Origin of the sequence: Streptococcus sp. HMSC061E03, assembly GCF_001813505.1 — a bacterium.
Classification (GTDB): Bacteria; Bacillota; Bacilli; order Lactobacillales; family Streptococcaceae; genus Streptococcus.
In genome coordinates this window covers 81454-98769 of record NZ_KV812801.1, presented here as the reverse complement: position 1 = coordinate 98769, position 17316 = coordinate 81454, and the positions used below count along the sequence as shown (strand labels likewise).

The 17316-nt window shown below is 44.2% G+C and carries 14 protein-coding genes and 1 pseudogene; 1 reads left to right on the top strand and 14 read right to left on the bottom strand.

Annotation, left to right across the window (positions count from 1 at the left end):
• Window positions 1-29: 29 nt before the first annotated feature.
• The 8 genes and pseudogenes from HMPREF2917_RS09340 to HMPREF2917_RS09305 all read right to left on the bottom strand — a co-directional run bounded on the left by HMPREF2917_RS09340 (window position 30) and on the right by HMPREF2917_RS09305 (window position 10612).
• Window positions 30-386, bottom strand: coding sequence for a DUF3958 family protein (locus HMPREF2917_RS09340; protein ID WP_070590426.1), 357 nt, complete (start codon window positions 384-386; stop codon window positions 30-32).
• Window positions 386-739 carry a TIGR04197 family type VII secretion effector gene (locus HMPREF2917_RS09335; protein WP_070590423.1) on the bottom strand — a complete coding sequence of 118 codons (354 nt, stop codon included), beginning with the start codon at window positions 737-739 and terminating at the stop codon, window positions 386-388. Before HMPREF2917_RS09335 ends, HMPREF2917_RS09340 begins: the two co-directional genes overlap by 1 nt.
• A 12-nt stretch (window positions 740-751) precedes the next feature.
• Window positions 752-5173, bottom strand: coding sequence for a type VII secretion protein EssC (gene essC, locus HMPREF2917_RS09330; RefSeq protein ID WP_070590421.1), 4422 nt, complete (start codon window positions 5171-5173; stop codon window positions 752-754).
• Window positions 5174-5176: 3 nt separating this feature from the next.
• A pseudogene (gene essB, locus HMPREF2917_RS09325) lies at window positions 5177-6473 on the bottom strand (type VII secretion protein EssB).
• A 1-nt stretch (window position 6474) separates the two neighbouring features.
• The gene (locus tag HMPREF2917_RS09320) at window positions 6475-6717 is read right to left on the bottom strand and encodes an EsaB/YukD family protein (protein ID WP_003013697.1); all 243 of its coding nucleotides are present in this window, start codon (window positions 6715-6717) and stop codon (window positions 6475-6477) included.
• Window positions 6718-7173, bottom strand: coding sequence for a type VII secretion protein EssA (gene essA, locus HMPREF2917_RS09315; RefSeq protein WP_045759059.1), 456 nt, complete (start codon window positions 7171-7173; stop codon window positions 6718-6720).
• A complete protein-coding gene (gene esaA, locus HMPREF2917_RS09310; protein WP_070590419.1) occupies window positions 7170-10193 on the bottom strand; it encodes a type VII secretion protein EsaA in 3024 nt (1007 codons plus the stop codon). The genes essA and esaA overlap by 4 nt, the downstream gene beginning before the upstream one ends.
• 131 nt (window positions 10194-10324) lie before the next feature.
• On the bottom strand, window positions 10325-10612 hold the full coding sequence (locus HMPREF2917_RS09305) for a WXG100 family type VII secretion target (protein WP_031576577.1): 288 nt from the start codon (window positions 10610-10612) through the stop codon (window positions 10325-10327).
• A gap of 477 nt (window positions 10613-11089) precedes the next feature.
• Between HMPREF2917_RS09305 and HMPREF2917_RS09300 the strand changes: the two genes are divergently transcribed.
• Window positions 11090-11641, top strand: coding sequence for a hypothetical protein (locus tag HMPREF2917_RS09300; RefSeq protein ID WP_070590417.1), 552 nt, complete (start codon window positions 11090-11092; stop codon window positions 11639-11641).
• A gap of 54 nt (window positions 11642-11695) precedes the next feature.
• Here the strand turns inward: HMPREF2917_RS09300 and HMPREF2917_RS09295 are convergent, their stop codons facing one another.
• From HMPREF2917_RS09295 to HMPREF2917_RS09270, 6 genes are all read right to left on the bottom strand, one after another.
• On the bottom strand, window positions 11696-13546 hold the full coding sequence (locus HMPREF2917_RS09295) for a proline--tRNA ligase (RefSeq protein ID WP_003009975.1): 1851 nt from the start codon (window positions 13544-13546) through the stop codon (window positions 11696-11698).
• A 15-nt stretch (window positions 13547-13561) separates the two neighbouring features.
• Window positions 13562-14821: an RIP metalloprotease RseP gene (gene rseP, locus HMPREF2917_RS09290; protein ID WP_070590414.1), complete on the bottom strand. Its 1260-nt coding sequence runs from the start codon at window positions 14819-14821 to the stop codon at window positions 13562-13564.
• Window positions 14822-14857: 36 nt separating this feature from the next.
• Entirely contained in the window at window positions 14858-15661 is an 804-nt protein-coding gene (locus HMPREF2917_RS09285) for a phosphatidate cytidylyltransferase (protein WP_023919527.1), read from the bottom strand.
• A 9-nt stretch (window positions 15662-15670) separates the two neighbouring features.
• Entirely contained in the window at window positions 15671-16420 is a 750-nt protein-coding gene (locus HMPREF2917_RS09280; protein WP_003009971.1) for an isoprenyl transferase, read from the bottom strand.
• 154 nt (window positions 16421-16574) lie between these two features.
• Window positions 16575-16901: a preprotein translocase subunit YajC gene (yajC, locus tag HMPREF2917_RS09275; RefSeq protein ID WP_003004444.1), complete on the bottom strand. Its 327-nt coding sequence runs from the start codon at window positions 16899-16901 to the stop codon at window positions 16575-16577.
• 156 nt (window positions 16902-17057) lie between these two features.
• Window positions 17058-17303 (bottom strand): hypothetical protein, encoded by a 246-nt coding sequence (locus tag HMPREF2917_RS09270; protein WP_003009969.1) that lies wholly within the window; start codon window positions 17301-17303, stop codon window positions 17058-17060.
• Window positions 17304-17316 lie beyond the last annotated feature (13 nt).

Sequence of the window (17316 nt, the reverse complement as noted above, 5' to 3'; positions counted from 1 at the left end):
CCGATGAACTTAATACCATTTTGACCATATTACTTTTTCGACTCCTGTTCTATTAATAGTTTCTTTCTAGCGTGGTAGAGTTCATTTAATTGCTCATCCAGCTGATTTTCTCGCTTCTTAATATCCGCTCTTCGTCCTTCAGACCATTCTTCAACCATAGCTCCGATGCCTTCTACACTCACGATTAGATTTTCGTAGACTTGATAGTCTTTGGAAGATATGGGCAGCGTTAAGATCTGACGAAGAGGTTTTAAGCTTTGTCGATGTAGTTCAAACATTTCCTTTTCTGCTCTCTCCACTTTCCTTTTTTCTAAGTTCAGCTGATCGAGCGATTGGGTAATGTTTTTCTTCTTTTTATCGATCTCTTCTAAGGTGATTGGTTTCATTATTCTGCAAAGTATCCCGAATTTGGTACAAACTCTCCGCTCTCACCAGGAGCTGCACTGGTTTCTGGTAAATTAGATGTATTGGCATCGATGTTGGACGCGATATTACTATCCATGGCTACAAATTCTGCCGCAACCCCATGGATCAATTCTACAAAATCATTTAGCACACCACTAATTGAGGCTGCATAGTTGGCTTCCTCTGGAATTTTTTCTGCAGCTGTACTATTTCCTGGATACTCACTCGATCCATCTAGTGTGACTGGGCCAGGTGCTGTTATACTTCCTGCCGCACTCGCTATTCCTGAAGCGATAGAACTTGCGACTTCTTCTCTACTCTGTATTGGTGTCATATAGTTACCTCCCTATCCATTCTTGGTGATTTTAAGTTTAATAGCTTGCTTGCGATCATGCAAGTAAATTTCATCTGAAGCAAGACGTGCTTCTCGATTATTATAAGGCTTATCTAGGAACATTTGATCCATCAATCTCATACCGATCATAAACCATTGAGCATTGCCTTTGAGATATTTCGGTACTTCATTGATGTTATTTCCAAGATAGGCATATTCACTTCCTATTACAAAGTGCATACCAACTCGTGGTCCATTATCAAATAGATAGCGTAGATCTTTTTCTGTGAGTCCGTGATCAACAATTGCCTTAATAGTTGGCATCATGATCAACCAGTCTGAATATAGATCTTTTTCAAGACGACGATTAACCTCATATATTAATTGTTTAGCAATTTCAGAGATTTCTTGGCTACTACTAATATAAGTAGAAACTCTATCCTTGTAGGCAATACATTCTTCTAATGGATCCACCAGCATAATATGTAATTTTGATCCAAATTGAAGTGCTGTATTTAACAAATGTTTTTGCTGATTTTCCAGTGATTCTGGAGAGTCCGCCATAAATACCAGATTTTTCAAGCGATCAAATGGAATCTTGATAGTTTTGACCATTTCAAAGTCAAGTCCAATTGGAAATTCTAGATTTTCCATGGACTCTTTCACATCCTCACGTCCGTAGAACACTGCCTCTGTCAACTCATCTGGCACCATTGGGATGCCTGCTGGGGTGAGGCCTGTCCACATCTCCTTGAGGCTTTGGACTTGGTCGCGGAGGTTGTTGATGATTTGGATATCATTGTCCCCTGCGACGGGTAGGGCGAATTGGACGACATCGACTTCGTCACGCTTCATGAGGGCGCGTCCCTTGATGTCTTCCATCGTAGACGCTAGTGGGGTTGCTCCCACGATACCGCGGATCTCAGAGATATCATTTTGTGGCAAGGTAAGCTGGTGCTTGAAGTTTGAATAGAGCTGAGCCCGTAGGTTATTCTGACGGCTAGCTGTGATGATCAGGTGCACACCGATGCTGAGACCTTCACGGGAGATGCGCATGAAGAGCTTGAAGAGGTCTGTCTCATAAGCCTCGTCCTTCATGGACTCATAGCTATCCATGAGGATAACCATGGTAGGCTCTTGCTTGCCAGTCACTTCACGGTAGAGGGCGATGGTGCCGACACCATGCTCAGAGAGGAGCTTTTTGCGGCGATCCAACTCGCGGTTGATGATCCGGATGAATTTCTGGATTTTCTCTGTCTGATCAAGCAAGAGGCTATCGGCCACATGTGGCAATTGAGTCAAGGGTGCTAGACCATTGGTTCCGAAATCGAGTAAGTACATGGTCAGATTTTCTGGACTCTGCTTGCGAGCCAGATCCATGGCGACTGTCTGAAGGAAAGTCGTCTTTCCTGTCCCTGGACTTCCGTAAAGGAGGATATTCCCATCTTTTGACAGATCAATAGCGACAGCTTCTTGCTTTTGCGCTTGCGGGATATCGGCGACCCCGATTAGGACACTTGGAGCTGTTCGTTTTTGCCAAGCCTCGATCGGCACGACCTTGTCCAACTCATCCAGCGTGATCCGCTCTTTGAGGGGTGGCAACCATGGTTGAGCCACAGCTGCGATGCCTTCTTCTTGGTGCAAGTGGTTGATTTCTTGTACGATGACATCTAGCTCTGTTGGCACTTCCTTGATTTCTTCTGCCATATCCAGACCGGATAGGTCTTGGTTGAGGACTTCGTATTGGCCCAGTTCATTAATCAAGTAGATGGTATGGTCTTCGATCCCTAGCTGGTCCTTTTCAGGCTGGTAGTCTGCTCCTGACCAAGCGGTTTGGAAGAGTTCATAGACTTCGTTATTCCCGACTTGGAGGTAGGCACGACCGGTCTGGGTGATCTCAGCCGCATCTGCTGTCCGCAGCATCTCCATGGAGTCTCCACGGTCTGCTACCTTGAGGGCTAGCTTGAAGCGGGAGTTGGACCAGATCTGATCATCCACGACCCCAGAAGGTTTTTGCGTCGCAAGGATCAAGTGCACTCCGAGGGAACGCCCGACACGCGCGATAGAGACCAATTCCTTGATGAAGTCTGGTTGGTTGACCTTGAGTTCGGCGAACTCATCACTGATCAAGAAGAGGTGAGGAAGCGGTTCAGTCGCTTCACCCAGTTTAAATTTCTTTTGGTATTGGTTGATATGGTTGACCCCATATTGACCAAAGAGCCGCTCCCGACGATGGATCTCCGCATTGATAGAGGCTAGGGCCCGCATGGACTGGGCACCATCCAAGTTGGTGATGGTCCCAAGCAAGTGAGGCAGATCCTTGAAGAGGTTGGCCATTCCCCCACCCTTGTAGTCGATGAGGAGGAAAGCCACATCGTGGGGGTGGAAGTTGACAGCCAGGCTCAGGATATAAGACTGAATGGTTTCAGACTTACCAGAACCAGTTGTCCCTGCGATCAAGCCGTGGGGTCCATGAGCTTTTTCATGGAGATTGAGGTAGACCAAATCGTCCTTCCCGCGCAGACCAATCGGCACGGCCAAACTTTGGTAAGGAGCATGGCTCTCCCAACGACTCAAGACTTTGAGGTCATTGAAAGTCTCTGCCTGATACATTTCAAGGAAGGTCACCGAGTCTGGAATTGAGCTCTTGAGCTGTTGGATATGCTTAAGAGGGGCAAGGCCACGCGAGATGGCTTCCTTGTCATAACCTTCAGGGAAGTGATCCAATTGGAAGTCAAGCTCCCGAAGGACCCCTTCTTGCAGGAGCAATTGCCCTTGGTTGCGGTCCTTGATAGAGATAACGGTTTGGATATTTTCAGAAAGAGATGAGAGCACGTCTGCCACATAGATGATGGAGCAGCCGAGCTCTGTCGGATCCTCACGGAAGAACTCCATGATGACATGGTCCAAAATCAAGGTTTCATCGGTGATGAGGACCACATAGTGAGGGTGGAAGATCTTGGTATCATTAGCTTTTTCTTCCTCTTTTTGCGCCTTGCGGAGCTTGAGGATTTGGTTGAGACTGTTCAAGACCTGATCGCGTGTCCGCTGATTGTAGACAAAGCTACGGACATTCATGTCTTGCAGAGTTGCATGAGGCAACCAGCGCATCCAATCCCAGCTTTCTTTTTCCTCTTCTGGAATGATCGGAATAATGGTCAGATCATGGTAAGAGTGAAAGACAGCCAATTGGGAAACCAGGAGTTGCAACTGCTCTAGCACGATAGGACGAGGGCCGACGTACCCGACAGGTCCCCGATTAAGGCTAGCTACAATCGGAAGATTGTCGATCTTTTGGTGAGCTTGGAAAAGGGCATAGCCTTCTTCTTCCAAGGCATCTTTTTTCCCACTGCGTTCTTCCTGACCATATTTGAGCTCATAGCTAGTTGGAACCTTGCCCAAGCCCAAACGATAGGCCAAAAAGTCAAAATGAAGCGGTGTTTTTTCGTAGATCCGCGAGTCATAACGTTTGACCATCTTGGTCAAGTCTTCGATGGCTGGGAAATGGTAAAACATGCCTTCTCGCTGCTTACGAGAGAGCTGTTCCAAGTCCTTGGCCTTGTCCTTGAGATAGAGATGGTAGAGCTCCACGCGCTCTTTCTTATCTTCTTTGTATTTCTTACGATTCTTGAAAAATCCTTGTACCGAAAAGATCACACTGACCACAGACATGGATACCGTCGCGATGATATAGAGCCCCCGCGGTTGGAAGATGGTGATCAAGAGGGTCACCCCAACCATGATGAGGGGTGGCATGATCAACTTCAAGAGTTCATCGGATGGTTTTTGAGGCTCCGCTCCCGGAGGATTGATCAAGATCTTGTCTTCCGAACTCCGGTAGATGATCCGCGGAGACCGGTGGTACTCTGGATAGTCTTTGTAAAAGTCATAACGCGAATGCAAACGCGGCACCAGATAAGGACTTACTTCGACAGCCCCTTCCACGCCAAATTCTTCCGGGTAGAGCTTAAAGGTCACATCTCCAATGGCCAGCTCATCTCCAAAAGCTAGTGGAAAAGTTGCTTCACTGACAAGTTTATGGTTATGATAGAGTTTTCCAGATAAAAGCTGACATGTCCAAGTCTGCTCTTTTTTCACAAGAAGAAAGCGTACTGGATAGTGCAAGCGCACATCTGCACCCTTTTCATCTGCTACGAGAATTTCTTCCTTGTCTAGCAGTTCATAGGTATGGACTTCTCCTGTCGCCAAGTAGCAGACCACATCCCCAAGGATCTTGCTATTTTCAAGCACACCCTTGTCTTCCCCATACTGGTAGAAGATTTCACCTTGACTCCATTGGAAATGAAGGGGATTTTCTTGCGAAGCCAGGGTCAACTGAGCTGTTTCTTGATTCGATACGGTCGCTGTTTTTCCCTCTTCTAGCGCTAGCTCATAGCGAAAACCTTTTTTATAGAGTATGATACGTTTTTTCATAGACTACTCCTTGTGGTCGCTAGACTCAGTCGAGCTTGCAGTTGTAGAAGACGAGCTTTCTGTTGAGGAGCCTTCTGTAGATGAAGCTGTTGTTGAGCTGCTAGTGGAAGCTTTGGTTTCATCTGTCTCTGCTTCCAAGAGTTTAGAGCGAGCATCCCAGTATTTCTTGTATTCGCCCTCAAGCTCAGAGAGTTTTTTCTCGCGCTGTTCACCAGAGAGTTTTTCGCTATCACGTGTCGCCTTGATTTCTTTACGAAGGGCATAGATAATCAAGTCTGAATCGTCGATCCGCTTAGCCGTATCCAGCGCTTGGGTAAAGTCATGACGACCGATATAGATCCAGTAGTGGAGATAGAGGCTGTCTGACTTGAGCGTGACGTTATTGAGGATGACCTTCTTTTGGTCCTCCGAGAAATTCAAGCCTTGCAAGTAAGACGTCGCCAACTCATATTTCTGTGTCATCGGAAGACTGCTTGGAGCCACTCCTTCCAGCTCATCGATCACACCCGTATAGTCTACCTTGAGATAGGCTGTATCCGCTTGAAGCAACTTTTCTTTAAAGGGTGCTTGGAAAAAGACCAAATAAATCAAGGGCAAGAGTAAGAGGGCCACTACAGCTGAAAGCCAAACCGTTGCCAACTTAAAGATTCGGTGTTGACTGTTGACGACTTGAAACCAAGGTCAAGGTCTTTTCTTCCTCTTCCTTGCGTTCTTGGTAGGCTTTTTCTAAGAGAGCTTTCATCTCTTCTAAGCTAGCGGCATCACGGATTTCCACCAAGAAATCTGGCAGATCTTCTAATTCAAGCGTGCCTTGATAGAGTTCCATGAAGTCCCAGTCCCCAAAGAGAGTGACCGCATAGCACTTGGCCTGACGCAAGAATTCAACCTGATCCCACTTGCGTGGCACCATCATCCCCGGCACTCCGCGATAAGCGATCTTGACTTGCGCATCCTTGGTCACAAACAAATTGATAGGATGCAACATAAAGGTCACCGGAAGCTCCAAGGCTGGCGCCAAATCCAAGACATTGATAGCTAGACGCAGACGGTCTGACACGGGTAATTCTTGGGTTTCTTCAGCACTCAATCCTAGCGCATCTGTCTGATAGGTCAGATGAATCTGGTCTTGATCAGCTATCATGCTTTGCTCTAAAAACAAGGGATGATGGAGATCCAAAATCCATAAATTGCGTAAATCCTGGCTATCCACTTCTGAACGCTTAAGGTCCAGCCGCCAGCTCGTTTCTTCTTTTTCAAAACGGAAGACTTGTTCTTCCAGTGTAAATTGTTCTTCTTTCACCTTACCACTCCTCAATCTCGATCAGATCACCACTCGTGATCGGATACTCTTGTACCACCTTGCCTTCATCTAGCAAGATGCCCTTATTTACCACGCGCAACTGATACTTGCTTCTAGGCTCCATGGCAGACCCAAAGATCTGATCCAATTCCCGAATCAAGCGTCGCACCTCCATCCGTGTTGGGATTCGGAGGTCATGGCTTGCACCATTCATACGGAAGGTGACATTGATATGTTGGTCCATTTAGGCCTCTTTTCTATAGATTCGATAGGAAATATAGCCAGCAATCCCAAAGAGAAGGGCACTCCAAGCCAGCATTTGCAAGGCTGGAATAAAATCCGACAAACTGGCCGAATTGTCCTCCACATTGGACTCGAATTTAGATAATTTTTGATTTTCAGGCTGGAACAGGTCCGCTTCAGGCCCCGTTTTTTTCTTTCCCTTTATAGCAGAAAACAACTGGCCGTCTGAATCGGTCAATTGTTTCTCTTGCTTGCGTTTTTCATCTGCTAATTTTTTCTGATCCTTCTCATTGAAAAGAGACTCAGTCGCATCCAATTGGCCCCCAAGTGTCTTTTCCTGCTCTGTCTCAAGACGTGAGTTGTTGACCTGCAGACGATTATCAATAAAATCATCTGCAGAAACAACAGCTACTGGCAAGAGACTAAAGACAAAGAGAAGATACATCATTTTTTTCATAAGCTTGATTCAATTTCCTTTGTTTGAGTAAACTTCTTTGGAATGAAGATATTGGCAACCGCCAAAAGGCCGAAGAAGACCAACAATCCGAAGAAGACGCCGATACCGGCTGTTTGTCCATCAAAGTAACCCGCAAACTGTCCTTCTAAAATAGAAAGGAGGTTGACATTTTTCACCAGTGCTGGAAGGCCTGATAAGGTCGCGGTCGTTCCGATCGCACTTGATAGGTAGACATAGCTGATCAACATGAAGAAGGCCAGTCCCATTCCGATCACACGGAAGTGTTTCAAGAGAAGGTATTGCAGTTGTACCAAGACAAAGCTTGCTAGAACCGCTAAGAATACCCAAGAAGGTACATATTCACGACCAACAGAGAGTTGAATACTTGAAATCATTCCGATCACCAGTCCAAGGATGAGAGATAGTCCCACAAGGACACCGACAGACAAGAGATCTGATTCTTGCAAACGATCCAATTTGAAACGATCCTTAACCTTACGGATGATTGGCTGAGTCGCAAAGAGATAAGCTGTAAAGAGGCTCAAGACTTCCAACATAAAGATCCAGATAAATGGACGGTAGACGTTGATGGTCGCTTTCACAGAAGACGATTTCTCTGCAACTGGATTTGACAAGAAGTCGAGCAAGACTTCATTTGGCACTCCGTTTTCATAGGCATTGTTGAAGACCTTACGGAAGGCTTCGACGAAGTTCCCATTTTCAGACAATTCCTTGTCGAATTCACCCATCAAGCTCTCTGCATTGCTAGACAATTTCTCTGTATTGCCTTGGGCTTTTTCCAATTCTTTGTTCAATTGACTAAAGATTTCATTGGTAGAGTTAGCAGCTTCTACATTGCTACGAGATGAGCTCTTAACACCTTCTGTCGAGCTCAATAATGACGTGTATTCAGAACCAAGAGCTGACAAATCTGCATCGGTCTTGGTTTGAGCCTGTGTCACTGTTTCTTGTGATTTTGAGATCTCTTCTAAACGTTTTTGAAGCTCTGCATATTGCGTCAATTGATCGTTGATATTTTGGGTTAGATCCTTGTTGGTGTTTTCGATCGCTTGAAGATTGGCCTGCAATTGTGGTCCCAAGTCTTGCAACTGTTGGAGTGTACCATCTAACTGGGCTTTCACACTCTTCGTTGCATCCCCAGATTCATCCGTTTCAATACTCTTACGGTAGTCCTTCATATTACTTGAAACGGCAGCCTTCACGACATCGACCAAAGCATCTGTCAAATCCATATCTTCGATCGGATCATAGAGCGAATGACGATTTTCCTTTTCATCTTTTGGATAGTAGGCATCGATCAATGCTCCCGCTCGTTGATAATCCAAGGCAATTTCACTAGCTTTCGACGCATAGTTAGCGACAGCTGTTTTCAAATCATCTGCAGATACGGTCACACTGGTTGAAGAAACTCCATTCACAAGAACTTCAACATCAATCGCGCTTGGCATAGCTCCTCCATCTTCAACGAGGTGAATTTGAATTTGTTTACCATCTTTCAGTTCGACTTCCTGCTCACCACCACCTGCATAAGTCTGTCCATCATAGGTCCAAGTATCAACCTTGACCCCTGCAGGGACATGAATACTAACTTTCTGTTTTCCAGATTTAGCATTGAGGACATCCGCAACTGCCGTTGATTTGGCATCCACTTCTGCAGCCAATCGTTTTAATTCATCGGCATTCCCTTTTGCTTGCCCCTTCGTACCAGCAAAAGCACTATCAAAATCAATCGCTGCGTTGAGATTTCCATACTTATTCAGATTCAGACTAGCAGGATCTAAAGACGGAAGTTTTTCAATTGCTTGACGAATGTCATCATCCGCTTTATCTCGAGCCTTGCTGATAGTTTCGATTTTTGGCTTTCCAAGCAAGGTACGAAGAGTGACTTTGTCTCCTTCTTTTAGCCCATAGTAGTCAAAGATCTTCGCTTTTACAGAAGAGTCGATGTTCTTTTCGTGCTCATCTAATTTGTCGCGTTCTGCCTTGATCCCTTTTTCGAGGTCTGCCACACGATCATTCACATCTTTTGTCAAGCCTGCATAGGTCTTGGTACCTGAAGCATCTCCTTCGGTTTCAGTTGGTTGACTCAATTGTTTGGTAATTGCTTCTTGGTTTTGTTGTAGATTCTTATACAACTCTTGGGTCTTTTCACTGACAACAGACTGGTTCATAGACATCAGCTGGTTCATGAACTCTTCATGGCTGATCTTATCCTCAGAGCGTTGCTTGATCAATGTGTCGAAGTTTTGACCGTACTGATCCTGAGATTGGGTCAATTGATCAAAAGCCTGTGTATAAGACTCAAGGACTGTCTTCAAGGCATTGTTCGACTCGACAGAAGACGTAGACAAGCTATAGAGACTTGGGAAGATATTCTTGGAATCCAAGGCCGAATCCAGCAAGTTGCTTCGGTAAGAACCAATGTTGGTGGATTGAATTTTGTTACTTGTTTCCACGTTCTTTTGAGCTGTATAAAGGTTGCTCAAAATGCTGACCATATACATATCAACCAACTGGCTATTCAAGTCTGAAACGATATCTTTAGCGACTTTATTGGCCTCGTTCTCAACCTGAGAATTTCCAGCCGCATTGACCTTATACGTCACCGTGGTCTTCTCTGCATTAACCGCGTTCACTTCCAAGACCTTCTCTGAGAAGTCACTTGGAATGACAATCATCAACTGGTACTTGCCATCTGCAAGCCCTGACTCAGCAGCTCCACGAGGGAGTACAGACCAGTTTTGCGAATTATCCCGTTCGATATTCTTTACATAACTAGCCCCAAGGTTATATTCTTTATCATTCAGTTTGACCGCCTTGTCTTCATTGACAACCGCAATGTTGAGCTTGGTGTTTTCTGTCGTTTGCACGGTCTTGGCTTCGTTTTGCTTTTGGTCCTTTTGAACCGTCGTATAAAGACCCACTACAGATCCCATCAAAAGGAGCACAACCGCACTCTGACCGATGTATTTTAACCATTTTTTATTTTTAACTTCCATACCTTTTCCTTTTTCTAATTCATAGATACAAAATAGGGGTTAGGAATTAAGAATCTAACCCCTATTTTCTATATATCAAAAGACAAAAGGGTGATCTACCTACAAGAAGTAAGATCACCTCCAAGACTATCTTAGTGGATTTGTGCAGCGATATCTTGGTCAGTTTGTTCAACGATATCAGCAACTTTGATCAATTGAGCGTTGATGTCTTCCAACAATTGAGCGAATTGTTTGATTTTTGGAGACAATTCGTTGAATTGTGCTTCAAAGCTATCAAATGCAGATCCATCCCAGTTTGCGTCGATGACTTGTTGTTCATGAGTCAAAGTGTTAAGGATTTGATCGATTTCTTGAGAACCTTGTGCATAGCGTTGTGCTGATTGACGTAGTTCTTCTGGAGTTAATTTAATTTGAGCCATATGTTTCTCCTTTTGGGCTGATACCCTTATATTTTTTTCATAAACAATACATTTTAGTACGAATTAGTAAAATGCCAGATAACTGTATATTTTACCTTTTGCTCCCTTTTTGTATTATTTACTTAAAAATATCTTAATGAAATATTGCCAGAATGTCAAGTTTAGAGGGCTAACTGATAAAACATTGTAACTTTGTTACAATTGTGTAACATTTTGTCATAAACCTGTAATATATTTTCTGAATTCCTTGCCCCAGTAGTCTCCAACTAGTATTATTTCTGAGAAGAAAAGAAGACACTCTGTCCTTTTATATTAACTCAACACATAGATAGAAATTGTTGATTTTAGGTGTTTTTAAAAGCAAATTTTGAAGATTTTTGTATATTTTTTCATTTTTAAAACTTTTATGGTATAATGAGAACTGTTTAGAGCTTGTTTTATACAAGATCGAACACCATTAACCTATAAGGAGTATATATGAAAAAATTTCTACTTGCCTCTGTCTGTCTGCTAGCTCTTACCGCTTGTAGCCAAGGCCAACAAGGCAAAGGAACTACTGCCGCTTTTTCCAAGCAAGAAGCCACTCAAACCAAAAAGGAGCAAGTCCAAACCAAGACCTTTGTTAGTGACCTCGGCGATCACCACCAAAACAAAATTCAAATTGGCTACAAGAATGATGAGATTGTTTCCATGACCATCATGGGAGTTGCACCAATACCGGATGATATGCAAAAATCAGATGTCGCTGAATTGAAGGAAGTCTATCAAGAGGAAGCTGATAAAGCAAATTCCAAACACGGTGTTAACGGACAAGCTGGAATCAACACAAGCATCAAAATCGCTGATGATAAACAGACCTATACAAACGTTATGCATGTTGATTTTACTCAAATGAAAAAAGAAGATTTTGTGAAATTACTGGCTGATCAAGGGGAAGAAACCAACACTACCATGTTGAAATATCTAAAAGGCAAACCTCAAGATCTCTTTACCTATTTCAAAGATCAAGGCCTCAAAGAAGAAAAATAAAAAGAGCTTCCTGAGTTTCATCACCATACTGGTGAGAGCTCAGAAAGCTTTTTCTTATTTGTTCAGGATTGAAAGAGTTTCAAGGAGATTGTCCGCATGAACCTCGATGGTATCTCCTGTTGCTTTGATTTTCACTTCTACGATACCTTCAGCTGCTTTTTTACCAACTGTTACGCGGATTGGAAGTCCAATCAAATCACTATCGCTGAATTTGACACCAGCGCGTTCATTTCGGTCATCCACCAAGACTTCGTAGCCTTTATTCACCAAGGCTTCTTCGATCCGATCGGTCAAAGCAAGGCTTGCTTCATCCTTAACATTGACTGGAATCAAATGCACATCAAATGGCGCCAATTCTTTAGGGAAGTTAATTCCCCAAGCGTAACGGTACTCCCCTTTTGGAGTCTTATTGACAAAGAGGCGAGCATGTTGCTCCATAACGGCTGAAAGAAGACGGCTGACACCGATACCGTAGCAGCCCATGATGATTGGAACCGCACGACCGTTTTCGTCCAAAACATCTGCTCCCATGCTAGCGGAGTAGCGTGTGCCGAGTTTGAAAATGTGACCGATTTCGATCCCACGTGCAAAGTTCAAGACACCTTTCCCATCTGGTGAGATTTCGCCTTCACGAACTTCACGGATATCGACGTATTCTGCAGTAAAGTCACGTCCTGGGTTGACACCAGTCAAGTGGTAGCCTGTTTCATTGGCACCGACTACTGCATTACGGCTGTCTTGGACCTTGCGGTCTGCGATAATCTTAACATTTTCAGGAAGATCAACTGGACCGAGAGAGCCAAAATCAGCTCCTAATAATTCTTTCACTTCCACTTCGGTTGCAGGTTCAAAGAAGTCTGCGCCGAGGTGGTTTTTCAACTTCACTTCATTGAGCTGATCATTACCTACGAGAAGGGCAACAACAGGCTCACCATCTGCGATGTAAACCAAAGTCTTGATCGTAGCTTCTTCTGGAACATTCAAGAATGCAGCTACTTCATCAATCGATTTGACACCTGGTGTTTCCACGCGCTTCACTTCTTCTTCCGCTACGACACGGTTACTTGGCTTGTATTCGTTAGTAGCCATTTCCAAGTTCGCAGCATAGGTTGATTCACTTGAATAGGCAATGGTATCTTCACCAGAGACCATCCATTTGAGCAATTCTGCTTTGATTTCTTCTTGGACTTCTGCTGGGATCTCATCAAAGGAAGCCACTGATTTGTCTAAAACAACCCAACGGTCCAAGTCTGTACGAGCAGGCGTAACAGCCATAAACTCTTGGCTATCTTTTCCGCCCATGGCACCACCATCACCGATGATAGCCTTGTAGTCAATGCCACTGCGGGTGAAGATCCGCTCATAAGCTGCCTTGTATTCATCATAAGTGACATCCAAGCTATCGTAGTTAGCATGGAAGCTATAACCGTCTTTCATGATGAACTCACGGGTCCGAAGAAGACCGTTCCGTGGGCGTTTTTCATCGCGGTATTTTGGTTGAATTTGGTAGAGATTCAACGGCAATTGTTTGTAAGATTTTACTGAGTCGCGCACAATAGCGGTAAAGGTTTCTTCGTGAGTTGGACCTAAGATAAAGTCAGAGCCTTCACGGTTTTTCAACTTATAAAGATCTTCCCCGTAAGTTTCGTAACGACCAGATTCACGCCAGAGATCCGCACTCAAAAGGGCTGGAGCAAGCATTTCTACTGCTCCAATTTTTTCGAATTCTTGGCGCATGATGCCTTTTGCTTTTTCAATTACTCGATTTGCTAAGGGCAGATAAGAATAGACCCCCGCTGATACTTGGCGAACATAACCTGCACGCAACATCAAAGCATGGCTAATGACTTGGGCATCGCTTGGCATTTCGCGAAGCGTTGGAATCAACATTTTACTTTGTTTCATGGACAATATCCTTTTCTATTTCAAAAATAATTTCATAATATCATTCCAGGTGACAGCAATCATCAAAATAACCATTACAGCTACACCTGCAAGCGTCATATAGGTTTCTACTTCTTGTTTCAGTGGCTTTCTCCGGACGACCTCGATCAAATTGATCAAGATTTTTCCTCCATCCAAAGCGGGAATCGGGATTAGATTGAAGATCCCAATATTAATAGAGAGCATAGCCATAAGAGATAAGACTGCCGGAATTCCTAATTGAGCAGCTTGTGAGCTGGCATTGTAGATGGCAACCGGTCCACCCAGTTTATTGAGACTAAAGTGGAAAATGATATCTTTCAAAGCTCCCAAAATCCGTGTCGCTGTATTCCAGGTATCTGTAAAACCAGACAAGAGTTTATCCACAAATCCTGTCTTGAGGCCATTTGTCACACCCAAATAGTAACGATTCCCTGACTTGGTTGGCTTCACTTTGACTTCTTTTTCTTGGCCGTCTGTCTTGACCTTCAGGGTCAATTCAGGAGCCGTCTTGCTGTCCTTGGTTGCTTTCTCAACAGCGTCTGTCAGCTCATCCCAGTTGCTAACGGTATCGTTGTTGACTTGAAGGATCTGAACAGTGCTTTTGACACCGACCTTAGCCAGCGCCCCATCAGGTGCCACCTGAACATTGTTGCTGTAGTAGTCAATCGCACCACCACGCATAAAAGCTAGAAGTGAGTAGACGACAATACTGAGGATAAAGTTGTTCATAGGACCCGCAAAGTTGGTGATTAATCGTCCCCAAATGCTGGCATTCTGATACTGAACATCTCTTGGTGCAATCCGCACTTCCGTCCCATCTTCTTCAACGATAGTCGCATCATGATCGACATCATAAGTCTTGGTCTCATCGAGAACCAAGCCTGTAATTTCCAGTTTGTCTTCAAAGTCAAACTGGGTAACATTCATGGGAAGGGCTGTCTGATCCAGATTCTTTCCTGAAAGATTGATCCGGACAACCTTACCAGCCTCATTTAGTGTCAAGCTAACAGGCGTTCCGGTTTTAATCTCCGTTGTATCTTCACCCCAACCAGCCATACGCACATAGCCACCTAAAGGTAGAATGCGAATCGTATAAGCTGTTCCATCTTGACCAATATGGGCAAAGATCTTGGGACCCATCCCGATCGAGAATTCTCGCACCAGGATGCCCGATTTTTTTGCAAAATAGAAATGACCAAACTCGTGAACGAGAACGATCACTCCAAAAATAACAATAAAGGCAATAAACTGCATCGTTCTATACGTGGTTTCCTTTCTATCTCTTCTGTCTTAGAACAAGCCCAAGAAATGCATCAAGGGAAAGACAAAAATCAAACTATCAAAGCGGTCTAGAACACCACCATGTCCTGGAATAAATTTCCCAGAATCTTTCACACCGAAGTGGCGTTTAATCGCACTCTCTACCAGATCTCCAAACTGACCTGCAATACTAAAGAGGATGGTAAAGAAGATCATAGCAAGAAAACCATGTCCACCTGCCACAGAGCGATCCACGATCATATAGATCACAGTTACCGCAACTGCAGACAAGATTCCCCCAAGACTGCCTTCAATCGTTTTATTAGGAGAAACCGCAGGCATGAGCTTGCGTTTCCCAAACCGGCTTCCTACCAGATAAGCACCTGAATCTGTAGCCCAGACAATAAAGAGGGCTAACAAAACCTTATCAATACCAGCAATTCGCGCATCTACTAAGGAATGGAAGCCGAGTCCAACATAAAAGCTGGACGCAATGGGGTAGACCACATCTTCATAATTATAATTCTGAGCAAGAACAGTTGTCCCCATGAGAATCAAGACAACCAGACCATAGGCAATCATATTGCCATCTGCTGGAAGGTAAGGGAGGTAGTCCTCAATCGGCAAAGTCAGGACGAAGGCCGCCAACATGGCTAGCGCTCCTTCAAAAGTCGCTGTCTCAAGTCCCTTCATCTTGAGCAATTCATGAACCCCTAGCATGGCGATCAAGCCAATCACAATCTGGAAGAACACCCCTCCAACCATTACTGTTGGAATGAAAAAGAGCAGGGCAATTCCTCCAAAAATCACACGTTTTTGTAAATCTTTCGTCATCATTTTCTCCTAAACACCACCAAATCTCCGATGGCGATGGCTATATTCTACTATGGCACTTCTTAGTGCTTCCTCTCCAAAATCTGGCCACATCACATCTGTGAAATACAACTCACTATAAGCAGCCTGCCAAGGAAGGAAATTACTCAAACGGATCTCTCCGCTGGTACGAATAATCAAATCCGGATCCCTTAGGACGCGTGGCAAACTCTCGGTATAGAGAGAATCTGCGATCATCTCTTCTGTGATATCTTCTGGACTGAACTTCGCATCCAAGACTTCTTGGGCGATCTGCTTCACGGCCTGGGTGATCTCAGCACGTCCACCATAATTGAGCGCGAAATTCAGGATCAAGCCTGTATTGAGATGGGTCATCGCTTCTGCTCTTTCCAAAGCCTCCAGCGTTTCTTTTGGTAATTTCTTGGTATCACCGATCATTTGAATCTTGACATTGTTGCGATGCAATTCGGGGACAAAACGATCATAAAACTCAACCGGCAAGTGCATGATGAACTTGACTTCATCTTCAGGGCGTGTCCAGTTTTCCGTAGAAAAGGCATAGACAGTCAGGACCTGAACCCCCATATTTTTTGCTGCAATCGTCACTTCTTGGAGAGCTTCCATCCCTGCCTTATGACCGAAGACGCGCGGTTGCATCCGCTTTTTCGCCCAGCGACCATTGCCATCCATAATGATCCCAATGTGTTTCGGGACTTCTAAAGGTATCTCGATTTTTTCTTTTTTCTTAAAACGAAACATGTTTTTCTACCTATTTCAATATTTATCGCTTCATTATACCATAAATCCCCATAAAATAGGGACTCTGGCCTCTTTTTTGAACCAGCAGGACTTTCCTTCATCACATCGTCCTATTTGCCCACCAAAAAAGAGGCCCTTGCCTCTTCTTTGATGATTATTCTTCGATGGCTGAATCGGCATCTGAGCTAGCACCTTCTGTAGCAGTGGCTGAGATTCCTTCTGATACAGGAAGAACTGTTTTGATCGCTCCCAATTCAAAGGTCAGGTAGACACCATCAACATCCAAGACAACGGTCTTGCGGTCTGTGTCGACTTCATCGATGGTTCCGTACAAGCCACCAATCGTGATGACTTCATTTCCTTTTTGAAGTTTATTCAAACTTTCCATCCGTTTTTGGTACTGTTTCTTTTGGCTACGGCTCATGAAGTACATCAAACCGACCATAAGAACGAGCATAATTAGCAAACTTCCGCCTTGCATATGTTTCTCCTTTAATTTTCATATATGCTATACTATATCAAATTTCGCCCGTCTTTTCAAGTTTTCCCATCCTCTTCAAGTAAAATCAGACTCCAGCCTCAGAGAGGAGGCAAGTTTTGATGAAAAAGAAAAAAACCACGAAAAGTGGGCTACTGACTAGTCAATCGTAATGCCATACTTTTCATGATTCTCATCATACCAATCAATCAAGGCCAAAGCCGTTTGATAGGTAATATTTTTGATTTTACTCGTTCCCTTCGTCAAAGTCGCCAAGCTCATTTTGCTGATGTTTGTTTCAGTTGCGACACGATAGCTCGTCAAGCGACCGTCAACCATCAGTTGAACAACGGCTTCCACTTTTCTGTATTCGGGAGTTGAGTAGATATCAATTGTATTGCTCATCTTACTTCCATTC

What these genes read in the sequence shown, in the direction of transcription:
- HMPREF2917_RS09285 (WP_023919527.1), bottom strand. Translation starts at nt 15,661, where the DNA reads ATGACGAAAGATTTACAAAAACGTGTGATTTTTGGAGGAATTGCCCTG.
- yajC (WP_003004444.1), bottom strand. Translation starts at nt 16,901, where the DNA reads ATGCAAGGCGGAAGTTTGCTAATTATGCTCGTTCTTATGGTCGGTTTG.
- HMPREF2917_RS09270 (WP_003009969.1), bottom strand. Translation starts at nt 17,303, where the DNA reads ATGAGCAATACAATTGATATCTACTCAACTCCCGAATACAGAAAAGTG.
- rseP (WP_070590414.1), bottom strand. Translation starts at nt 14,821, where the DNA reads ATGCAGTTTATTGCCTTTATTGTTATTTTTGGAGTGATCGTTCTCGTT.
- esaA (WP_070590419.1), bottom strand. Translation starts at nt 10,193, where the DNA reads ATGGAAGTTAAAAATAAAAAATGGTTAAAATACATCGGTCAGAGTGCG.
- HMPREF2917_RS09300 (WP_070590417.1), top strand. Translation starts at nt 11,090, where the DNA reads ATGAAAAAATTTCTACTTGCCTCTGTCTGTCTGCTAGCTCTTACCGCT.
- HMPREF2917_RS09340 (WP_070590426.1), bottom strand. Translation starts at nt 386, where the DNA reads ATGAAACCAATCACCTTAGAAGAGATCGATAAAAAGAAGAAAAACATT.
- HMPREF2917_RS09280 (WP_003009971.1), bottom strand. Translation starts at nt 16,420, where the DNA reads ATGTTTCGTTTTAAGAAAAAAGAAAAAATCGAGATACCTTTAGAAGTC.
- HMPREF2917_RS09305 (WP_031576577.1), bottom strand. Translation starts at nt 10,612, where the DNA reads ATGGCTCAAATTAAATTAACTCCAGAAGAACTACGTCAATCAGCACAA.
- HMPREF2917_RS09320 (WP_003013697.1), bottom strand. Translation starts at nt 6,717, where the DNA reads ATGGACCAACATATCAATGTCACCTTCCGTATGAATGGTGCAAGCCAT.
- HMPREF2917_RS09335 (WP_070590423.1), bottom strand. Translation starts at nt 739, where the DNA reads ATGACACCAATACAGAGTAGAGAAGAAGTCGCAAGTTCTATCGCTTCA.
- essC (WP_070590421.1), bottom strand. Translation starts at nt 5,173, where the DNA reads ATGAAAAAACGTATCATACTCTATAAAAAAGGTTTTCGCTATGAGCTA.
- essA (WP_045759059.1), bottom strand. Translation starts at nt 7,173, where the DNA reads ATGAAAAAAATGATGTATCTTCTCTTTGTCTTTAGTCTCTTGCCAGTA.
- HMPREF2917_RS09295 (WP_003009975.1), bottom strand. Translation starts at nt 13,546, where the DNA reads ATGAAACAAAGTAAAATGTTGATTCCAACGCTTCGCGAAATGCCAAGC.